The sequence below is a fragment of the Methanocalculus taiwanensis genome (assembly GCF_024372745.1).
GTDB classification, from domain to species: Archaea; Halobacteriota; Methanomicrobia; order Methanomicrobiales; family Methanocorpusculaceae; genus Methanocalculus; species Methanocalculus taiwanensis.
This window is the reverse complement of the sequence record NZ_VOTZ01000021.1, coordinates 1-19,006: the sequence shown is the minus strand read 5'-3', so window position 1 is coordinate 19,006 and position 19,006 is coordinate 1. Positions and strand designations below refer to the sequence as shown.

Annotated in this window: 14 protein-coding genes; 5 read left to right on the top strand and 9 right to left on the bottom strand. The window is 53.5% G+C overall.

Features of this window, described 5'->3' with window-relative positions; translation table 11 throughout:
- Position 1: 1 nt before the first annotated feature.
- Positions 2-1,114, bottom strand: a complete 1,113-nt coding sequence (locus tag FTO68_RS09325) for a SufB/SufD family protein (RefSeq protein ID WP_255333130.1) — start codon at positions 1,112-1,114, stop codon at positions 2-4.
- A complete protein-coding gene (locus FTO68_RS09320) occupies positions 1,099-1,830 on the bottom strand; it encodes an ABC transporter ATP-binding protein (protein WP_255333129.1) in 732 nt (243 codons plus the stop codon). The genes FTO68_RS09325 and FTO68_RS09320 overlap by 16 nt, the downstream gene beginning before the upstream one ends.
- Before the next feature lie 186 nt (positions 1,831-2,016).
- Between FTO68_RS09320 and FTO68_RS09315 the strand changes: the two genes are divergently transcribed.
- Complete coding sequence (locus tag FTO68_RS09315) at positions 2,017-2,175, top strand: hypothetical protein (RefSeq protein WP_255333128.1); 159 nt, start codon at positions 2,017-2,019, stop codon at positions 2,173-2,175.
- A gap of 125 nt (positions 2,176-2,300) precedes the next feature.
- Here FTO68_RS09315 and glgP read toward each other — a convergent pair whose 3' ends face one another.
- From glgP to FTO68_RS09280, 7 genes are read right to left on the bottom strand one after another with little or no spacing between them, the layout of a single operon-like run.
- Positions 2,301-4,469, bottom strand: a complete 2,169-nt coding sequence (gene glgP / locus FTO68_RS09310; protein ID WP_255333127.1) for an alpha-glucan family phosphorylase — start codon at positions 4,467-4,469, stop codon at positions 2,301-2,303.
- A 49-nt stretch (positions 4,470-4,518) separates the two neighbouring features.
- Positions 4,519-6,009, bottom strand: coding sequence for a 4-alpha-glucanotransferase (malQ, locus tag FTO68_RS09305; protein WP_255333126.1), 1,491 nt, complete (start codon positions 6,007-6,009; stop codon positions 4,519-4,521).
- Positions 6,006-8,411, bottom strand: a complete 2,406-nt coding sequence (locus tag FTO68_RS09300; protein ID WP_255333125.1) for a DUF3536 domain-containing protein — start codon at positions 8,409-8,411, stop codon at positions 6,006-6,008. Before FTO68_RS09300 ends, malQ begins: the two co-directional genes overlap by 4 nt.
- Positions 8,408-10,300, bottom strand: coding sequence for a 1,4-alpha-glucan branching protein GlgB (glgB, locus tag FTO68_RS09295; protein ID WP_255333124.1), 1,893 nt, complete (start codon positions 10,298-10,300; stop codon positions 8,408-8,410). The genes FTO68_RS09300 and glgB overlap by 4 nt, the downstream gene beginning before the upstream one ends.
- Positions 10,301-10,319: 19 nt before the next feature.
- Complete coding sequence (locus FTO68_RS09290) at positions 10,320-11,426, bottom strand: glycosyltransferase family 4 protein (RefSeq protein WP_368659894.1); 1,107 nt, start codon at positions 11,424-11,426, stop codon at positions 10,320-10,322.
- 20 nt (positions 11,427-11,446) lie between these two features.
- A complete protein-coding gene (locus FTO68_RS09285) occupies positions 11,447-12,904 on the bottom strand; it encodes a hypothetical protein (RefSeq protein ID WP_255333122.1) in 1,458 nt (485 codons plus the stop codon).
- Positions 12,905-12,952: 48 nt separating this feature from the next.
- Positions 12,953-13,723 carry a TIGR01458 family HAD-type hydrolase gene (locus tag FTO68_RS09280; RefSeq protein ID WP_255333121.1) on the bottom strand — a complete coding sequence of 257 codons (771 nt, stop codon included), beginning with the start codon at positions 13,721-13,723 and terminating at the stop codon, positions 12,953-12,955.
- Between the two features lie 145 nt (positions 13,724-13,868).
- Between FTO68_RS09280 and FTO68_RS09275 the strand changes: the two genes are divergently transcribed.
- Genes FTO68_RS09275 through FTO68_RS09260 form a run of 4 tightly spaced genes read left to right on the top strand, consistent with a single transcriptional unit; the run spans position 13,869 to position 18,882 of the window.
- Positions 13,869-14,945 (top strand): ribonuclease H-like domain-containing protein, encoded by a 1,077-nt coding sequence (locus FTO68_RS09275; RefSeq protein WP_255333120.1) that lies wholly within the window; start codon positions 13,869-13,871, stop codon positions 14,943-14,945.
- Positions 14,942-17,218, top strand: coding sequence for a DEAD/DEAH box helicase (locus FTO68_RS09270; protein WP_255333119.1), 2,277 nt, complete (start codon positions 14,942-14,944; stop codon positions 17,216-17,218). Before FTO68_RS09275 ends, FTO68_RS09270 begins: the two co-directional genes overlap by 4 nt.
- Before the next feature lie 30 nt (positions 17,219-17,248).
- Positions 17,249-18,181, top strand: coding sequence for an ABC transporter ATP-binding protein (locus tag FTO68_RS09265; protein WP_255333118.1), 933 nt, complete (start codon positions 17,249-17,251; stop codon positions 18,179-18,181).
- Positions 18,178-18,882, top strand: a complete 705-nt coding sequence (locus FTO68_RS09260) for an ABC transporter permease (RefSeq protein ID WP_255333117.1) — start codon at positions 18,178-18,180, stop codon at positions 18,880-18,882. The genes FTO68_RS09265 and FTO68_RS09260 overlap by 4 nt, the downstream gene beginning before the upstream one ends.
- Positions 18,883-19,006: the final 124 nt, after the last annotated feature.

Below are 19,006 nucleotides of genomic sequence, written 5' to 3'. Positions count from 1 at the left end.
GTCAGAATCCTTTCTCTGCCGCATCGATTGCAGCATCGATCTGTGTCTGGAGACTCTCGGGCAGGCCGCTGATCTTCACATCAAGGAATCCCCGTATGATTGTTGCAGTCGCTTCATCCTCAGAGAGGCCCCGTGCCATCAGGTATTCGATCTCATCCCGTGCAATCTTTCCGACTGCGGCCTCATGGGAGAGTTCACAGTCAACAACCCGACCTTCAATCTCGGGGATGGCATGAATGGTTCCATCCTTCAGGATGAGCGCCCGGCACTCGATATGGCCTTTTGTATCTTTCACTGATCCGAGGATATGCCCCCGTGAGATGATGGTGCCCCCGGTTGTTATGGCACGGGTGATCAGCTCAGCCGTCGCACCTTTGGCAGAGAGGATGGCACGCGATCCGGTGTCAAGATATGAGCCGGGTGTGGCAAGTATGATGCTTGAGAACCGTGCAACCGCCCCTTCTCCCCTCAGTTCTGCTGTCGGATACATCTGCACCTTTTTAGCCGGTACCATGCAGACATAGTTGGAGAGGAAGATCCCCCGCTCCTCGATGACCGTCACACTACGGGGATAGACCTCGATCGATTCGCCCCAGGTATGGATCATCGTTGAAGTGACTTTTGCATCCTTTCCGACATAGATCTCTGTTACGCCGTAATGCGCCCCCTTCTTCGTCTTCATCGAACTGGCACAGCCGGCGATGAGGTGAAGCTCGGCACCCTCCTCGGCGATAATGATATTATGGACGTACTGGATGTCATCTTTTGCCAAAAATAGGCAGGTCTGGAGTGGGAAGGTTGTCTGGCTGCCTTTCCGGGCGATCAGGACGTAGCCCTTCGGCTCACGGGCAGCAATGTACTGTGTGATCTCATCCTTGTCACGCGGCACCGCCTTCCAGTAATAGTCTTCAAGCCACGTATATTTCTCAAGCGCGTCTGACAGGGCAAGGATCTCAATACCTTTTGAGTCGGTTTGTGCATGGTGGATATGTTCATCCACCTGGAGGAAGCTCCCGGATCGCCCTTCAAGGGATTCGGTCTGAAGACCGGTCATCTCAATACGCCTGCGATCTTCTTCCCCGAGATCAGAGTAGCCTTTCATACTCTCTGGCATGCGATACACTCCTTGTAGCCTTTGCTCTGCACCATCTTCAGGATCTCACGCGGGTTGCCATGGCATTTGAAGGTCCCGTCACACATCACATGCCCAAAATCAGCATCAATATAATCGAGTATATATCCGGTATGGGTGATGATCAGGCCGCTTTTTTTCCGGTTAATGATATGCTGATCTTTTTCGACAAGGGCTGCAATGGCGTTGCCAACAAGCGACATATTCTCGAGATCAACACCGCTCTCAGGCTCATCGAGCATGACAAGATCGGGCTTCTGGATCATCAGCTGCAATACCTCGCTCCGCTTGATCTCGCCGCCGGAAAACCCCTTATTAATATCCCGTTCGAGAAAGGTATCCATATTCATATGCCGTGCATATTCATCGATACGCTCACTGTCGCCACCTGAAGTGACCGCAAGAAGCTTCCCGAGTTTTAGTCCCGAGACAGTCGGGGGGCGCTGGAAGAGGAGGCCGATCCCAAGGCGTGCCCTTTCATGGATCGGGACATGGGTGATATCATGATCCTTATAAATGAGCGAGCCTTCCGTGATTCGTGAGCTGCCAAACCCCATGATTGCGCGGAGTAGTGTCGTCTTCCCCGATCCATTTGGCCCCATCAGGACATGCGTCTCTCCCTCATTAATTGTAAGGTTGATATCATGGAGCACCTCTCTCCCCTCAACCTCGACATGAAGGTCTTCTATTATGAGCATTTGAAATCAGGATATATTCGGTATGCAGGATGAAAAAGGCTTGTTTCGAGGGAGCAATGAGGATATAAACAACCCATTTTTTGATTTGAATGGCATAATACACCCTATGGAGAAGGATTGCCGATATACCTTCACTTTCACGCTGCGCCCGAAAGGGTATTCATACCAGGCTTTGAATTGTTCATCATGCAATCGAGAACATTCAGCTACCTCACTGCACGAGCCGAGGAAAATGCCATGATACTCCGTGAGGGACGAAAACGGCAGGAAAAGAACATTATGCTGAGAGCGGGTGCAGGATCAGGAATGCACCGGAATGAGAACAGCAGAATTATCATCGCCTGATTTGGGCACTCTCTGCACCCTCCATTGAGGAGACCTGAAGGAAAAGAGGGGGCCTGTCCAAAAAAGTGCAGGCAGGCGCCTTGTTGATCCCCCGGATTCGATCTCTGTCACTACTCCTGTACAATTCAGCGAATATTACAGAGATTCTTCTCTGCACATGCCACCATCAGCGGGTAATAATTATGGACATATTCTTTCACCATCCGGCGTGCTGAAAAGAGCGGGGGTATAGTCTTCATTGACTCCTTCATCATCGCAACCCATCCATGAGGTATGCCATCCATGGACTGCGTATAATAAAGCGGCGCTATATCGCTCTCAATAAGCCGGTAGAGTTCTTCTGCATCCTGTACGGTGCGATCCCCCTTTATCTCGCCTGCTCCGAACACCCAGCCATTTCTGCCGTTATACCCTTCACACCACCATCCATCCAGGATACTGCAGTGCAGCACCCCATTCATTGCCGCCTTCATTCCGCTCGTTCCTGAAGCTTCCATCGGTGGGACTGGGGTGTTCAGCCAGAGATCAACGCCATGTACCATATATTGTGCAATCTGCTCGCCATAATTTTCGATGACGGCAATCCTCCCGGCTATTTCAGGTTTTTCAGCAAGCTGATAGATCCTCTGCAGGATCTTCTTCCCCTCTTTATCATCCGGATGCGCTTTTCCGGCAAATACGATCTGGACAGGATACCAGGGATTATTCAGGATGCTGGAAAGGCGGGATAGATCATGAAGGAGGAGATCAGCCCTTTTATAGGTCGAAAAGCGGCGGGCAAACCCGATTGTGAGAACACTCGGGTTAAGGAGCATCCCTTCAGCCACAAGGTTCTCAGGTTCCTCTACCCCCTGCGCCCATTTTCTCCGTTTATATTCTCGTATCCTGTTGAAGAGTTTTATTTTCAGCCGCATATGCAGCTCCCATAGTTCACGATCGGGGATCTCATCGACAACCTCCCATATCTCCCTGTTATCATGTTCATGCTGCCAGTGAGGGCATATCCGGGTGAAATAGCCGTTTAGGAGCATCTCCATCCTGGGGTTGAGCCAGGTTGGAAGATGAACCCCGTTTGTGATTGCGTCAATGGGTATCTCGTCATCATTCCGATCCGGCCAGCAGGATCTCCACATTTCCCGTGTCACCCCGGCATGCCGCCGTGAAACTGCATTATGGAACCTGGAGAGCCGGAGTGCAAGGGCAGTCATGTTAAAACCCTCATTCGAACGAACCGGGTGCCTGCCCAGCGCCAGGAACTCCTCCCGCGTGATACCAAGCGCCTCAATGTAGTGGCCCAGATGACGTTCAACCAGCACAGGATCGTAGATATCATGTCCTGCCGGAACAGGCGTATGGGTGGTGAAGATAGTGAGCCCGCGGATTTTTTCAAAGGCTTCGTGCACAGGTATGCCCTCTTCTACATGTTCACGTGCAAGTTCGAGAAGAGCAAACGCAGAGTGCCCCTCATTCAGATGGATTCCTGAAAAGTTAATTCCAAGCATCCTGAGAACATGGCGTCCGCCAATGCCAAGAACAATCTGCTGTAAGAGCCGCATCTCCCTGTCACCTGTATAGAGGTGTGAGGAGATACTGCGTCTCTTTGGATCATTCTTTGATATATCGGTGTCAAGAAGATAGAGCGGAACCCTCCCGACATCGACTCGCCATACGGCAACATAGATCGCCGGATCGATGTCAGGCACCTTAACAATCAGGTGCCTCCCGTTTTCATCCCGCACACGCTTGATCGGTGCGAGATCGCGGTTTGTTGGGAGGGTAATCTCCTCCTGCCATCCATCAACCCGGATATGCTGATGGAGGTATCCCTGTGAGTACATAAACCCAATCCCGACAACCGGCACATTAAGGTCAGAACACTCCTTCAGGTGATCGCCTGCGAGAAAACCCAGTCCACCGGCATAAAAGGGAAGCGAATGGTGTAGCCCGTACTCGGCTGAGAAGTATGCGACATTGAACGGGCCTTTCTGGTAATGTTCCCCAAACCAGCCCTGACTCTGGCGCATATAAGAGCCAAGCCTGGCCATGATAATATCATATTCACGAAGATACCTGGGATTTTTACTTGCGGCTTCAAGATACCTGTATGGAATCTCCCGAAGCATCCGGACGGGATTATGCACGCTTTCACGCCATGCCTCCCGATTCAGCTGTTTAAAGAGCATTCTGGCCTCGGGATGCCAGCTCCACCAGAGATTATAGGCAAGTTCCCCCAGGCCGGAAATTCGATCCGGAAGAGTGAAGAGCCGCTCACCTGTCAATTCACCATGGGTCATCAGCCTTCTATTGATCGATTCATGTACTTATGTGATCGTACATATCCTCTCATTCCACACGGCCATAAGTTTCAGCATACTGGCGCAGGCGTATTTGGACCTCTTCAGCAGGCCAGTCGCTATGAAGACGCCAGAGCCAGTTGCCGGTTTGTGTTCCGGGACGGTTCATGCGTGCCTCCGATCCGAGGTTGAGGAGATCCTGTACGGGAATGATCGCGTATCTGGCAACTGACGAGAATGCGAGCCTTATAAAGAGATCTGATACCTCATCTTTTCCAATATCCCTGCCTGCATAGCGTTTGAGGTATGAACGCTCAGCCACAGTCGCCTCATCAATAAACCAGCCTTTCACCGGAGGGTTATCATGGGTGCCGGTATAGACAACCGCATTCTCAGGATGATTAAAAGGGAGATGGGGATTGTCCGTGTCTCCGCCAAAAGCAAAGAGGAGAACCCGCATGCCCGGTATCTGCGCCCTCTCCATCAGCGTGCGAACCGGTTGATCGATCACCCCCAGATCCTCAGCGATCAGATTGTCACCCCCAAATCTCTTCCTGATGGCATCAATGAGCGCTTCTCCCGGTGCAGCTATCCAGCGGCCACCTGCAGCAGTCCGGTACTCATTCGGTATTGCCCAGTATGCCGAAAGCCCACGGAAGTGATCAATCCGCACCAGATCGTAGAGGGAGAGCGCCCGCCCAATCCTTGATAGCCACCAGGAAAATCCCTCTTGCTGGTGTTCTTCCCAGCGGTAGAGGGGATTGCCCCAGCGCTGCCCGGTTCTGCTGAAATAATCGGGAGGAACACCGGCAACATCGATCGGTGTACCATCCGCATCCAGGCAGAAGAGGTGTTGATGTGCCCATACATCCGCACTGTCGTGGGTCGGGTATATGGGCATATCTCCCAGAAGTTGGATCCCATTTGATCCTGCATGAGAACGAAGCGCATCCCATTGCCTGTTAAATAGCCACTGGATAACCTCTATCTCCTGTATTTTATCTCTATACCTCCATTCTGCCTCCTTAAGTGAGGAGATGTCCCTTAACCGGTACGGGCGATCCCACAGGTTCCAGGGCAGGTCATTGTGGCGTTCTTTCAGGATTGAAAAGAGTGCATAATCAGATAACCATTCACTGTTGCGGGCTGCGAATTCATCCACGTCTCCCCTGTATCCTTCTCTGAGCACCCGTTCCACTGCCCGGCCAAGGAGCAGCTTTCGGATTCTTCCTGCTTCTCCATAACTGACCTGGCCAGATGGAAGTGCAGCAGATCTGCATTCTTCCCCGGATATCAGATCTTGATCCGCAAGAGCCGAAAGGCTGATCAGGAGCGGATTTCCTGCAAATGAGGAGTTCGCATAGTATGGCGATCCATCGGGGCCAGCCGGGTGCAGGGGAAGAACCTGCCAGATCCCCATGCGGGCACACCTGAGGTGATCGATAAAGCCGGTTGCAGCAGGGCCAAAGTCACCGATACCATGTGGGGAAGGGAGAGCAGATACCGGAAGGAGTACTCCGCTTCTTCGGCGGGAGTTCATATCTTCACCCCGAGGAACCGCCCGATATCCTCTATCTGTTCGGGAAGCGAATGGTAACGGCGATCTCCTGGTTTTCCATTCCGTATCGGCATATATGCATCCCTCAATTGAATAAAAGCGTTCTGAGCCTCCCAGAGAGACGGGCAGAGGGAGAGGGACACAATGACATTCAGAATGCCAAGTATCGATGCCATAATGGAGGCATCTCCGGGACTGCCCAGGAGATCCTGAAGGAGAATACAGAGGCGGGATCCAGCAACCATGGATATCTTCTCCTTTTCAGGAGGGATTGCAAAACGTTGCATGGCATCGGAGATGCGGGACATCTCCACTGGATCAGGGAAATCGCTCTCAAGGGCTACGATAAGATCGCGGTTCAAAATATGCCCTACCGGAACTGCTATTGCGGGAGGAATTGGCATCTCCAGCATATGCATCGCCTCCATCAGCGGGAGATAGCGGCTGTAGATATCCTGAAATGAACCTTCAATCCTCCCGATACTATTTTTTAAGATCAGACTGACTATTGTGCGGGCTTCATCGCGGAGAAGATCTGTCCCCCGGATACACCCCTCGCCAAACCAGCGCGTGAGCTCATCATAGAATGAAGATGCCGGATCATGCCAGGCAGCACATACCGCATCGCGGATCTCGCAGAACTCCTTCTCGCTCTTATATGGCAAAACACCTGCAAGAAGATTCGGGCCGCCGGGATAGGCTGCCGCATAGATGAATTCCTTTGATTCGCATGTCAGGAGTGACTGTACTCTGGCTGCACCGACAGCAATACGCCGCCGCTCTTCCTGCTCCTGGCAATCCAAAAACCGATCTACCCTGTAGATTGCGTGCATACTTGTATCGGGATAGGGGCAGAAGAGCGACGTGAGTGCATACTGGCCGCACACCTTTCTCAGATCCGTTACATGCGGAAGAACACGGCTTTGCCATACCGAAACACCATCGGAAAAGCCGGTGGTATTCGATTTCGCTTCAGCAAGGATCTGTTGGAGATCATCATTGGGATCGTCACCTCCTGTTGAACGATAGAGCTGAAGTGCACGTGCCGCATACCACATCACCTGTACCGCCTCTATTCCGGCGATATCATCAAAGAACCAACCGCAGCTGGTATACATCAGCATCAGGTTTCGTTGCATCTCAAGGAGTTCGAGCAGAAGAACCTGCTCTTCGCAATCCAGGGAGCGGGAAGCATGTTTTTCAAGGAAATACCCCCGCATCTTCGGGCTCCGGTCATTGATGATACTGATGTATTCATTCCTCGCAACCCAGGGATCCTGGAGGAGCGGGGATGCAACACGCTCATAATGGATGCAGGCACGATCGCGGAGGAGATCGAATGCACGTCGGAGATACATTCTCCACTCAAATGACCAGCCGGGATGGGCGCCCGTTGAACAGGTGCATCCACCTTTCCATCGGGAGAGTGAATGCGGACAGCTCCATGCGGTATTCTCCTTTATCTCTATCTCCTGAAGAGGGGGATGCAGTGAGAGGTATTCGCCATAGACTGTCAGATGTACGCCCTCTTCCCTGAGCCGTGAAAGGCAGTAAGCAAGCGCCATCTCGCCGAAACGGAAGTGATGCCCATAGGTCTCCCCGTCAATTGCAAAGTGTACGAGCTGATCCTCTTCCCTTCCGTCAAATGACCCGGCAAGACGGGCCGAAAGCCAGTGCCCGTCCACAAGAAGGTTGCCAAATGCCACCTCATGGGCAATGCCAACATCATTGAGGAAAACCGCAATATCCTGCCCTTCACCCAGATCCACACGGTAAGGCACCTTCGGATCGATCCATCCATCTGGAAGAGAGGTCCACATGCCGTCCAGTCCCCTCACCCTGGCCACCTGGTGGGGCTCCAGGATCACGTACCGGATGCCTTCTCCTGCCATGATACGGAGCGTCTCCATATCAACCGCCATTTCAGGGAGCCACATCCCTTCAGGCTCCCTTCCAAACCGGTCAAGGAAGTCCTCTGTGCCCCAGCGGACCTGGGTTTTTTTATCGCGCTCGTTTGCAAGCGGCATGATCATGTGATTATAGCACTGGGCGATTGCAGGGCCATGCCCCCTGAAACGGTTCGAACCAATTCGATCAGCTTCAATGAATGCAAGATAGGTATTTGGGTGATTATCCTCAAGCCATGAGAGGAGTGTGGGACCTGCATTATAGCTGATCATGGAATAATTGTTCACTATACTCGTGATCAGGCCTTCTTCATCGAGAATTCTTGCAGCGGAATTCGGGGCATAGCATTCAACAGTGATCCGCTCGTTCCAGTCATGATACGGATACGCTGAATCCTGGACCTCGATCTTCTCAAACCACGGGTTCTCGCGTGGGGGCTGATAGAAGTGTCCATGGATACAGACAAAGTGGCTCATGATCTGCCTCTCTGTTGCCTGAGGATTATGGCTCCAAGTGGCGGAAGAGTAAGGGAGAGTGAGTATGCAAAACCATGCCACGGCCAGTCTTCTGCTATCACAGAACCGTTATTCCCGCAGTTGCTCCCACCATAGCAGCCGGAATCAGTGTTGATCACCTCATCCCACAATCCCTCCTGAGGCACGCCGATCCGGTATCCGTACCTGGGAACAGGTGTAAAATTGCAGATACAGGCAACCAAAGATCCGCCATCGGCCCGCCTGAGATATGCAATCACGCTCTGCTCCCAGTCGCCGTGATCGATCCATGTGAATCCTTCGCTTCTGTCATCAGCACGATGAAGCGAGGGTTCACTCCTGTAGAGATGGTTCAGATCCGCCACCAGTTTCATGACCCCCCTGTGCATCTCACCAGAGAGGAGGTGCCAGTCGAGGCTTGATTCATGATCCCATTCACTCCACTGTGCAAATTCACCTCCCATAAAAAGGAGCTTTCGACCCGGGTGCGTATACATATACCCATAGAGAAGCCTGAGATTAGCAAACTGCTGCCACCAGTCTCCGGGCATTTTTTTGATAAGCGACCCCTTGCCATAGACCACCTCATCATGCGAGAGCGGGAGCAGATAATTTTCAGTGAATGCATAGATGATAGAGAATGTCAGGTTATCATGATGGTGCCGCCGGTGGATCGGATCTCGCTTCATGTACTGAAGCGTATCATGCATCCATCCCATATTCCATTTCAGGCCGAACCCAAGCCCCCCTGCAAAGGTTGGACGGGTGACCATCGGCCATGCAGTTGATTCCTCAGCGATCACCTGTACATCAGGAAACGCGGCATAGATCGTCTCATTCAGTGATCGCAGAAACCGGATTGCCTCCAGATTCTCCTTTCCGCCAAAGGTATTCGGCACCCATTCGCCTGAAGGCCGGGCATAATCGAGGTAGAGCATGGATGCAACCCCATCCACTCTCAGGCCATCCGCATGATAGCAGTCAAGCCAGAATCCGGCACTGGAGAGGAGGAACGAGCGAACCTCGTTCCGGCCATAATTAAAGATGCAGCTCTTCCATTCCGGGTGGAAACCCTGTTTCGGGTCGGCATGTTCATAACAGTGTGACCCGTCAAAGAGGGAAAGGGCATGTGAATCCGAAGGGAAATGAGATGGCACCCAGTCCAGAATGACGCCGATTCTGTTTTGGTGAAGGATATCAATCAGGTACATCAGATCCTCGGGTGGGCCATATCGGGCTGTTGGCGCGAAGTATCCGGTTGTCTGGTATCCCCACGATCCATAGAACGGATGCTCCATTACCGGCAGGAACTCGACATGGGTAAAACCCATCTCATGGATATAGTCAGTAAGAAGAGGGGCAATCTCCCGGTACCCTGGCATCCGCCCACCTTCTTCGGGAACACGCCGCCATGATCCAATATGGAGTTCATAGATTGAGAGGGGTGCATCAAGAGCATTTGCGGAGATGCGCTCCTCTATCCATGCCCGATCCCCCCAGACATAGGAGAGGGTGTTGATCCTGGAAGCAGTCTTTGGGGGCTCTTCCCACTGGAACGCGAAAGGATCGCCTTTGAAGAGCATGTTCCCGGAGGGCGTTTCTATTGCATACTTGTAGGTCGAGCCGATCTCAATTTCATCAACAGAACCTTCCCAGATTCCCGAGCTGTCCCAGCGAGGGAAAAGGGGATCAATCCCGGGTATCCAGCTGTTCTTATCTGTTACAACTGAGACACTACGGGCTTCTGGAGCCCAGACGGCAAAGTGCATCCCATCCTGTGAGGGGTGAGAGCCGAGGCACTCATAGATGCGTGCATGTGATCCCTCCTTAAAGAGGTAGATATCATAATCGGTCAGGTTTCTCCCGTCCATGACCATAGTCCTCCCAGGATCAGCAGAGTGGAGGCTTGAGCACCTTCACATAGACATGATTGAGCTTCTCTGCAACCTTCTTCCAGTTAAACTGATCCAGCACCTTCTGCCTGCCGGCAATCCCCATTGAAGTTAGGAAGTCCGGGTTGTTGAGTGAGTAGCAGATCGCCCATGCAATCGGCTCGGGTGCCGGGGGGACCTTGATCCCGTCGACAAGGTTCTCGATATTCATCGAGAGCCCGCCCACATCAGACGCAACCACTCCTTTGCCAGCACTCCATGCCTCGGTGAGCACGAGACCAAAGGGTTCGTTTCTGCTCGGGATACAGATCAGATCCGCTGCATTCAGGAGTTCAAGATGCTCTATATCAGAGACATAGCCGGTGAATTGTACCGGAAGCCCACGTGATCGTTCCTGCAGGGCAGCCAGCATATCGCCTTTGCCTGCGAAGATGAACCGCACATCCTCCCTCCTGGCAAGCACATGCGGGATTGCATCAAGCAGGATGTCAGGGCCTTTCTGCCATCCAATCCGGCCGACAAAGAGGACGAGAGGAGCAAGCTTATGAATTCCATACCGTTTCTTGATAAGCCCGGGTGCGACATCCAGCATGTACAGAGAAGGATCTGTTCCATTCGGGATGATAGATATCTTCCAATCAGGAACATCATAGAGCCACATCAGCTCCACTTTCATCACTTTTGAGACGGTTATGATCTCGCGGGCAAGGGCTGCCATCGAACGTTCGATCCCGGATATCTCAATAAATTCCTTCCATTCGCCATAATAACCCCCATTTCTTCCATACTCTGTTGAATGGAACGTGAGAACAGTTACGCGATCCTGGAACTGCCGAAGTGCCAGGTAAAAATGCCAGTCATGGAAATGGAGCAGGTCAAAGGGGGGGTCGTCAAACTCGTGAAACCGGCCTATTGCCTCTTCGCTCATCTCATTGCAAAGAGAGAGGATTTCTGTCTGTTCAGGGGAGAGGCAGTGGAAGTGTACGCCATTCCTTGTAAAATCCTCTTTACCCCTTGTAAAGTAGTGAACCTCGTGCGTCTTAGCGAGCTCTTCGGCAAGGTATGTTGCAGCCGGAGCAAGCCCCCCAACCTTCTCCGTATACACGGATTCCCAGGCAAAAAAAGCTATTTTAAGCGATTCCATAAGAACTGAACCCTCTTTATAACTGCTTTCTGTATATCCTCACGATCCGTCAGGGGGTGAATCTCGTCAGCAAGTTTTGGATCATTGATTACATCCCGTATCCAGTGTTCAAAATCCAGGCGTTTGCAATGGTGGAGAATGCATTCATCAGTTGCCACATTGAGAAGCTTGACAAACTCTTCCAGTGAATGGGCAGAGAATCCCTCCCTGTGATAAGGAGTGCAGAAATGGAATGCAAGTTTTGGGGGAATGCAGCGGAGAATTCGGGCTGCGCTCTTTGCCCTGACAGAACCGATCTGATCACCCTCAAACCTGCAAAGAGCCGCAAAATAATCAGAGAAGTACTGGTATGCATCTGACTGTGTCCTGTAATCTGTCAGCATCCCGCATGATCCTGATGTGGCTGCCATCTGCGAGAAGTGATCCCGTGCCTGGAAACGCCGGAGGGTTGTTCTGTCCGGAACCCACCGTCCCGCTGCCTTGAGAGCCTCAAGAGCCGTGCATTGCATCATATTCACCGGCCATGCAGCCGATGCGCTTTCGATCAGTTCATCCGGGATCTGATCAGGTGAACTGGCCTGTACGGCCGCCTCAGAAGGCAGGATACTGCAGACGCCAGTATCATGGAATGCAGCGGGCAGGCCTTCAAGGAATGACAATATACCGGTTTCCTGATGGAAACGGCCGCCAAAAACCTCCATATTGATCATAACATGGGCGATGCCATCCCTGATTGCAGAGAGCCAGCCGGCATAGGTGCCAGGAGAGAGAGGGTGATGTACCCAGTCCACTTCCCCGTACCGAAGGGCAATATCATCGGAGAGTTCGCAGTGCCTGATGAAAACTGGCAGACCGCCTGCCTGGTAGCTCTTCAGGGGATTTATTAAGGGAGTATTTTTCCCAAACACATCGGTATAGACAGCGGAGATGCCCATCTTCCGTGCTGCTGTGATCACAGTCCAGTTGAATATCGAATCGGTTGCAACCAGGACCGAAGGCCTTCGCCCGAAGAGATCCTCCATCGCTCTTTGGTGCATCTCAACCTGGTGCTGATACTCCTCAGCTTCCCCGAATAGAGCTACAACTGAGCAGAAGTACGATTCGGTAAGGAGTTCTGCATGCCTGTGGGTGGCTGCCTCACGGATAAGATCATAGAGATCCGGCTCATATCCCTCCAGGCATTCAAGGAGGACACCGGATAACAGCAGGCCACAGCTGAAGCCTTCATCCATCATCCGGATCAGGCATTCTGTTGCCGGTGTATAGCAGGAGGCCGAAAGGTGCCGGATCCGTCTCTCTTCATCCTGGGAAGGGAATGGAGAAGGATCTTTTTCACCTCTCTTCACCACTCTTCTGGCATGAGGGGAATCCACAAGCTGCTGATGTCGAAGGACTAAGCTCATGCAGACCTGTGGAACGCCTGAGACATCACCGGGCATGATGAGGGATAAGGAGAGTTGAGTATATATACTATTTTATAGGACTAATCACCCGAATAACTCTCTCACAGATGCTATTGAAGGCAGGATCATATCCGGTTTGACCCCTGACTCTTTCAGGGCGGACCAGGAATACTTGCCTGTCTTCACCAGCACCCCGACGAGGGCCGCAGCCTGTGCACCCCCAACATCTGTCCTGATATCATCCCCGATCATTGCAGTATGTTCCGGCTCTACACCCATCATCGCACAGGCTGAAAGGAAGGCGTCAGGCGAGGGCTTCCCCAGAACCACCGCATCTCTTCCGGTGGCGTACTCAAGTGCCGCGACAAACGGCCCGGCAGCAAGAGTAAGGCCATCTCCAGACATCCAGTACCGATCCCGCTCAAGGGCGATGAAGAGGGCGCCGTCATTGATCTGGCGGAACGCCTCATTCAGCACGCTGAAGGTGAAACCCGATCCCGCATCCCCTATGATGATGGCTTCTGCGCCACCCGAAGATTCGGTGATACCCGCTTCAGAAAATTCCGATCTGGCGGCATCAGTCATCAGGAGGCGGCATACGCTGATACCTTTCTCTTCAAGAAGCCGTAGCGCAGAAACGATCGGTGTTGTGATCTGATCCTCGCTGATTGCAAAGCCTGCCTGGTTGAGCCGTTCCGCAATCTGCCGCCTGCTCCGCTGGGTTGAATTTGAGACAAAACGATGAGGGATTCCCTGATCTTCAATCCACCGGATCGCTCCGGGTGCACCGGGGATCGGCACTCCGCCAACTGCCAGCACCCCGTCAATATCTATGAGAAGTGCCTGTATAGGCATGAAATACCCCCTGTACCTCTCTGTTCACGGAAAGAGATGAGAAATGCCATGAAGATACTCTTTCCCTCTTCTCCAATAAGCCGTTTCCCGTTCACTTTCACGCTCCGCTCACGGGATTTATCTGAGATCACCCGGATGAGTACATATGGGACGATCTGCGGGGGCCTTTCTGGATGCAGGTACCTTCTGGCGGCAGAGGATCAATGACGCACCCGGCTATTCTGTCATCAGACATGATAACCGGTTCCGGGCGAATGTCGCGCGATCTTCGGTCTTTGCATCCGCATACCAGAACTGTATCGACGCTCGCAACACGCTCATGCATACCTATGCCGGATCAGCGCTTACGGATATCTGCCATGGAACCGAGGTGGAGACAGAAGAGGGGATATGCCTCAGGATCACTGAAGAGCGGGAACATCGGCAGCTCCCTCTGAAGCCGGAAGAGGCAGAAGGGGTGTTGATCAGAAGGCTCAGGCTCGTGCCAGGAATAGGGCCTGCCACAGAGCGGCTGCTTTTCAGGAAGGGGTGCAGGACAATCCATGATCTCCTCCATATCAGGCGGTTTCAGAAAAGTGCGGGAGAGGTGCTTCAGGTAATCGAAGGATGCGACTTTGGATCTGTTGCAGCACTGATTGCAGGGCGGATGGGGCGGGCACACCCCGATATCATCACGGCATCCGCCTTCTCGCCGGATGAGCGGTTCTGTTTTCTGGATATCGAGACGCTCGGGGTCTTCTCCCGTCCGGTTTTTCTGATCGGATCGGCTGAGCTGACATGTGGGCAGATCCGCTTCCACCAGTTCCTTGCCCGCGATATCGATGAGGAACTCCCTGCTCTCCTTGCCTGGAGAGATTCGGTACCCCCGGATGCGACTATCATCAGCTATAACGGGAGATCCTTTGACCTTCCGTACCTGGCAGACCGGTTCGCCTATTACGGGATCGATTCTGGGATCTTTTCCGATCAGATCGATCTCCTCCATATCACCCGAAGGCTACACAGGAGTTGGCTTACCGACTGCCGCCTCGCCACTGTTGAAGAGGAGGTGCTCGGGATATGCAGGGAATCTGATCTTCCGGGGGCGCTTGTTCCCGAATTCTACGACATCTACCGGAGGACAAAGAATCCGGGCCCCCTTCTCCCGGTGCTGAAACATAACCGGCAGGATGTCCTCTCGCTCATCGAACTCCTCCGATTCTACCGGGAGATGGCAGGGTGAGTACATCCCCGCTCCTCAGATCCTTTCAGGAACGGTACGGGTACCCGGATGATGCACTCTTCATCAAAACGCTGGCGGGACGGGAGGCGCAGTATGCGGAGGTGCCACATCGGCTTCACCCCCGCCTGAAAGAGTATCTTGCCGGATCGGGGATCAAACCCTATATCCACCAGGCTCTTGCATATGATGCCCTCGCTGATGGCGAGGATATCATCCTTGCCACACCAACCGCATCAGGCAAGACCCTCGCGTTTGCCCTCCCGATCATCGACCGCCTCCTCACCGATTCCGACGCCCGTGCCCTTCTGCTCTATCCTACAAAGGCGCTTGCCCGCGATCAGCTCAGGGCATTTCAGGAGATCGATTCGGCAACAGGAGCGGGGATGCGGCCCGCAGTCTATGATGGCGATACTCCGCGCGATGCCCGTCCCGGTATCAGGGCACATTCGCGTATCATCATCTCGAATATGCATGAGATACACCATATCCTACCCTGGCGGCGGCAGTGGGCCGATTTCTTCGCAGGGCTCTCCTTCATTGTGATCGATGAAGCGCACCGGTACAGAGGCGTCTTTGGCTCGCATATCGCCCTCCTGATCCGGCGTCTTCTGCGTGTCCTTGCATTCTATGATGCAGATCCCGCATTCATCCTGGCAACAGCCACACTCGGAAACCCGGAGGAGTTCGGTGAGCAGCTGACCGGAAGAGCCTGCCGCCTCATCGCCGAGGACGGTTCCCCGCAGAATGAGCGTACAATCCTCTTCTATAACCCCTATGCCCGCGATCCGACAGCATCTCTTGTTTCCGAGACAAAGGATCTCTTCTCAGCCTCAATCCGGCACGGATACCAGACGATCTGTTTTTCACCGTCCCGGCGGCTTGCCGAGGTGATCGCACTGAGGGCACGTGAGGAGTTCACGGCAGATCAATCTCAGGGGACGGCGGTTTGTGCTTACCGTGCAGGGTATCTTGCTGAAGAGCGGAGGGAGATGGAAGCTGCAATAAAAAATGGTGAGATCAGGGGCATTGTATCAACAAATGCACTTGAGCTCGGCGTGGATATCGGCACACTCGACTCGGTGGTGATGGCAGGGTACCCCGGAACCACCCTCTCCTTCTGGCAGCAGGCGGGCCGTGCAGGAAGGAGCGGGAAGGAGAGCATCGTTGCGATGGTAGCCCGGTATGATCCAATTGACCAGTACTACATGCACCACCCGGAACGGTTCTTTGAGAGCGCATATGAGCATGCGGCAATCGACTGTAGAAACCCGATCGCCCTCTCGGGACATCTCCTTTGTGCGGCAGCGGAGGTGCCGATACGGGACTCTGACAGCCGGTATTTCGGAGCAGAAATGAACGACTATCTTGCAGCCCTTACTGCTCAGGAGATCCTGGCAAAAACGAAGAGTGGGATCGTCTATGCCGGATCATCACGGGCATCTGAGCTCGTCTCCCTCTCGGGATCGGCATCAGGGGGATACCGGATCACCCATAACGGGCATCTGATCGAGACGATGGATGATTCACAGGCATATCGCGAGGGATATCCGGGTGCGATCATCCTCCACCAGGGAGAGAGCTACATCGTGCGGTCGGTGAACCATGAGGATCGCCTGATCCGGGTTGAGGCAGCCGATGTCGATTATCATACCCGCCCCCTGATGAAGAAAAGTGTCGACGTCGGTACAATCGAAAGGAGCACTTCATACCGAGGCTTCACGATCTCATCTGCCGAAGTGACCGTCACCGAAGAGCTCTATGGCTACCGGATCGTCAGGTATGACCGGGTGATCGGATCTGCCGAGGTCGATGCACCCCCTCTCTCCTTCCCGACACAGGGGCTTCTGATCGAAATTGATGAGAATATCTTAGCAGATGGAAGCATCGGTGATCCTGATGGCACCCTCCATGCAGCCGAACACACACTGATTGCGGCAATGCCGGGTGTTGTTATCTGCGATCGGTATGATATCGGCGGTATCTCTACTGCCTGCCACCCTGCAACCGGAGGGCCTGCGATCATCATCTATGACGGCTACATCGGGGGAGCAGGGCTCTCTCAGAAGGCATATGATCTCGTTTTCCGGGTCGTCTCACTTGCAGAAGCGATTCTAAGCGAGTGCCGGTGCATAGACGGCTGCCCCGCCTGCATCTTCTCGCCAAAGTGCGGGAACGACAATCAGCCGCTCGATAAAAGTGGTGCGGCTGTGCTGCTCCAAACCCTGCGGGACACTATTGAAAGCACCAGATCCGATGAATTCATAATGAAATAATGTAAATACTTTTTTACATCAAGGTGCACCATGCAGGCGATCAGGGCAGAGAACCTCTCCAAATCCTTTGATGGACGGGCGGTTCTGGACAATGTATCATTCTCTGTTGAGAAGGGAGAGATCTTTGGGTATCTCGGGCCAAACGGTGCAGGAAAGACAACCACGATCAATCTCTTCCTCGGACTCCTCACCCCCGATGGCGGGACCGCTACGGTAAACGGCGCCGACCTCGGTTCTGATGACGAGGCGCGGCGGCGGATCGGGGTGCTCTTTGAGAATAACGGCTTTTCAGAACGGCAGAGTGCCTACGAGAACCTCAGGTACTTTGCGAATCTCTATGGGATCGAAGATCCTGAGGGGAGGATCGATAAGCTGCTCGGGATGATCGGCATGAGCGACCGTGCATATGATCCGGTTGGCACATTCTCAACCGGGATGAAGCGGAAGCTCGGGATCGCGCGTGCGATCCTCCACAAGCCCGAGGTACTCTTCCTTGACGAGCCATCATCCGGCCTCGACCCGGATGCCCAGCGGATGGTGCGTGACCTGATCCTCTCCCTCTCTGAATCGGATCAGATGACCGTCTTTATCAACTCGCATCATCTCGACGAGGTGCAGCGGATCTGCACCCGTGTCGCGATCCTTGCCAGAGGGCGGATCCGGGCAGAGGATTCTATTGCACGGCTCACTGCCTCCGGAAAGGAGCGTACTGTCTGGATCGCCTTTGAAGGGGGAGTGGTACCTGGTGATGCCCTTGCGTCCATCCGGTCAAACCCGGTGGTTCGGAGGGCAGATCCCGAAGACGGAGGAGTCACCTGCACCCTAACCGGAGAGGGGAGTGCCGCCGATCTCATCTCCGCCCTGGTTGCGGCGGGGTACCGGATCGAGGAGGCAAAGAAGCGATCTGCGAACCTTGAGGAGATCTATCTCAGGTATGTCCATTCGGGGGAGGAGGCATCATGAACGAACTGCGCACGATCGCACGGAAGGAGTTCTTCCAGGCGATCACCAACAAAGGGGTACTGATTGCTGCGTTCATCTTTGCGATCTGGTTCCCGGTCTTCACCACCCTTGGTATTCTGGCGGGCATCTCCGGCGATCCCGGCACGGCGCTTGCCGGCCATCTCGCAAATCTCTCTGTTGTGCTTGCGATCTTTATGGGATACCTCTTCTCTTCAGACGCCTTCTTCCGCGAGAAGAAGGACGGAACAATCCTGACCCTCCTCTGTGCCCCCGTCTCCCTCCGGCAGATCTGGGAGGGGAAAGTCCTCGGCGTCGCAACAGCTGCATATGGGATGACCCTCCTCTCTGTCCTGATCACCTTCGCAGTCGCCTTCGCCTTCTCACCTATCGGGATCACCCTTCCCTGGCTTCTTCTGGTGCATCTCGTAATCATCCTCCCTCTATATGCCGGAGCATCCGCTGGCATAATCGGATCTGCACAGCTCTACCTCGGGATGCGGGAGAACCAGTTCCTCGGGATGGGCTTTGTCTTTCTCTTCATCTTCCTGATCTTTTCGCTCCAGGCATTCATCTCCCCCGAAGGCGGGATCACAATCCAGACCGAACTCTTCTTTTTGGTTCTCGGGATCGTGCTGCTTCTGTCTGGAAGGAGATGGGCAGGAAAGCTCTCAAAAGAGCGGATTGTCAGGACAATTGCGTGAGGTAACAGGTCAGCACCCCCTCTCCTGACCTCTCCTTAACTCACATCACACACCCCCACTTTTCGGAAAATACGCCCGTATGACCGATAGATCCTTATATAATGAGAGATTAATAGATATTTGG

Coding starts and splice junctions, on each gene's coding strand:
- FTO68_RS09280 (WP_255333121.1), bottom strand. CDS start 13,723: ATGCCTATACAGGCACTTCTCATAGATATTGACGGGGTGCTGGCAGTT.
- FTO68_RS09275 (WP_255333120.1), top strand. CDS start 13,869: ATGGGACGATCTGCGGGGGCCTTTCTGGATGCAGGTACCTTCTGGCGG.
- glgP (WP_255333127.1), bottom strand. CDS start 4,469: ATGACCCATGGTGAATTGACAGGTGAGCGGCTCTTCACTCTTCCGGAT.
- FTO68_RS09315 (WP_255333128.1), top strand. CDS start 2,017: ATGCAATCGAGAACATTCAGCTACCTCACTGCACGAGCCGAGGAAAAT.
- FTO68_RS09320 (WP_255333129.1), bottom strand. CDS start 1,830: ATGCTCATAATAGAAGACCTTCATGTCGAGGTTGAGGGGAGAGAGGTG.
- FTO68_RS09285 (WP_255333122.1), bottom strand. CDS start 12,904: ATGCCCGGTGATGTCTCAGGCGTTCCACAGGTCTGCATGAGCTTAGTC.
- FTO68_RS09260 (WP_255333117.1), top strand. CDS start 18,178: ATGAACGAACTGCGCACGATCGCACGGAAGGAGTTCTTCCAGGCGATC.
- FTO68_RS09300 (WP_255333125.1), bottom strand. CDS start 8,411: ATGAGCCACTTTGTCTGTATCCATGGACACTTCTATCAGCCCCCACGC.
- FTO68_RS09325 (WP_255333130.1), bottom strand. CDS start 1,114: ATGCCAGAGAGTATGAAAGGCTACTCTGATCTCGGGGAAGAAGATCGC.
- FTO68_RS09265 (WP_255333118.1), top strand. CDS start 17,249: ATGCAGGCGATCAGGGCAGAGAACCTCTCCAAATCCTTTGATGGACGG.
- glgB (WP_255333124.1), bottom strand. CDS start 10,300: ATGGACGGGAGAAACCTGACCGATTATGATATCTACCTCTTTAAGGAG.
- malQ (WP_255333126.1), bottom strand. CDS start 6,009: ATGAACTCCCGCCGAAGAAGCGGAGTACTCCTTCCGGTATCTGCTCTC.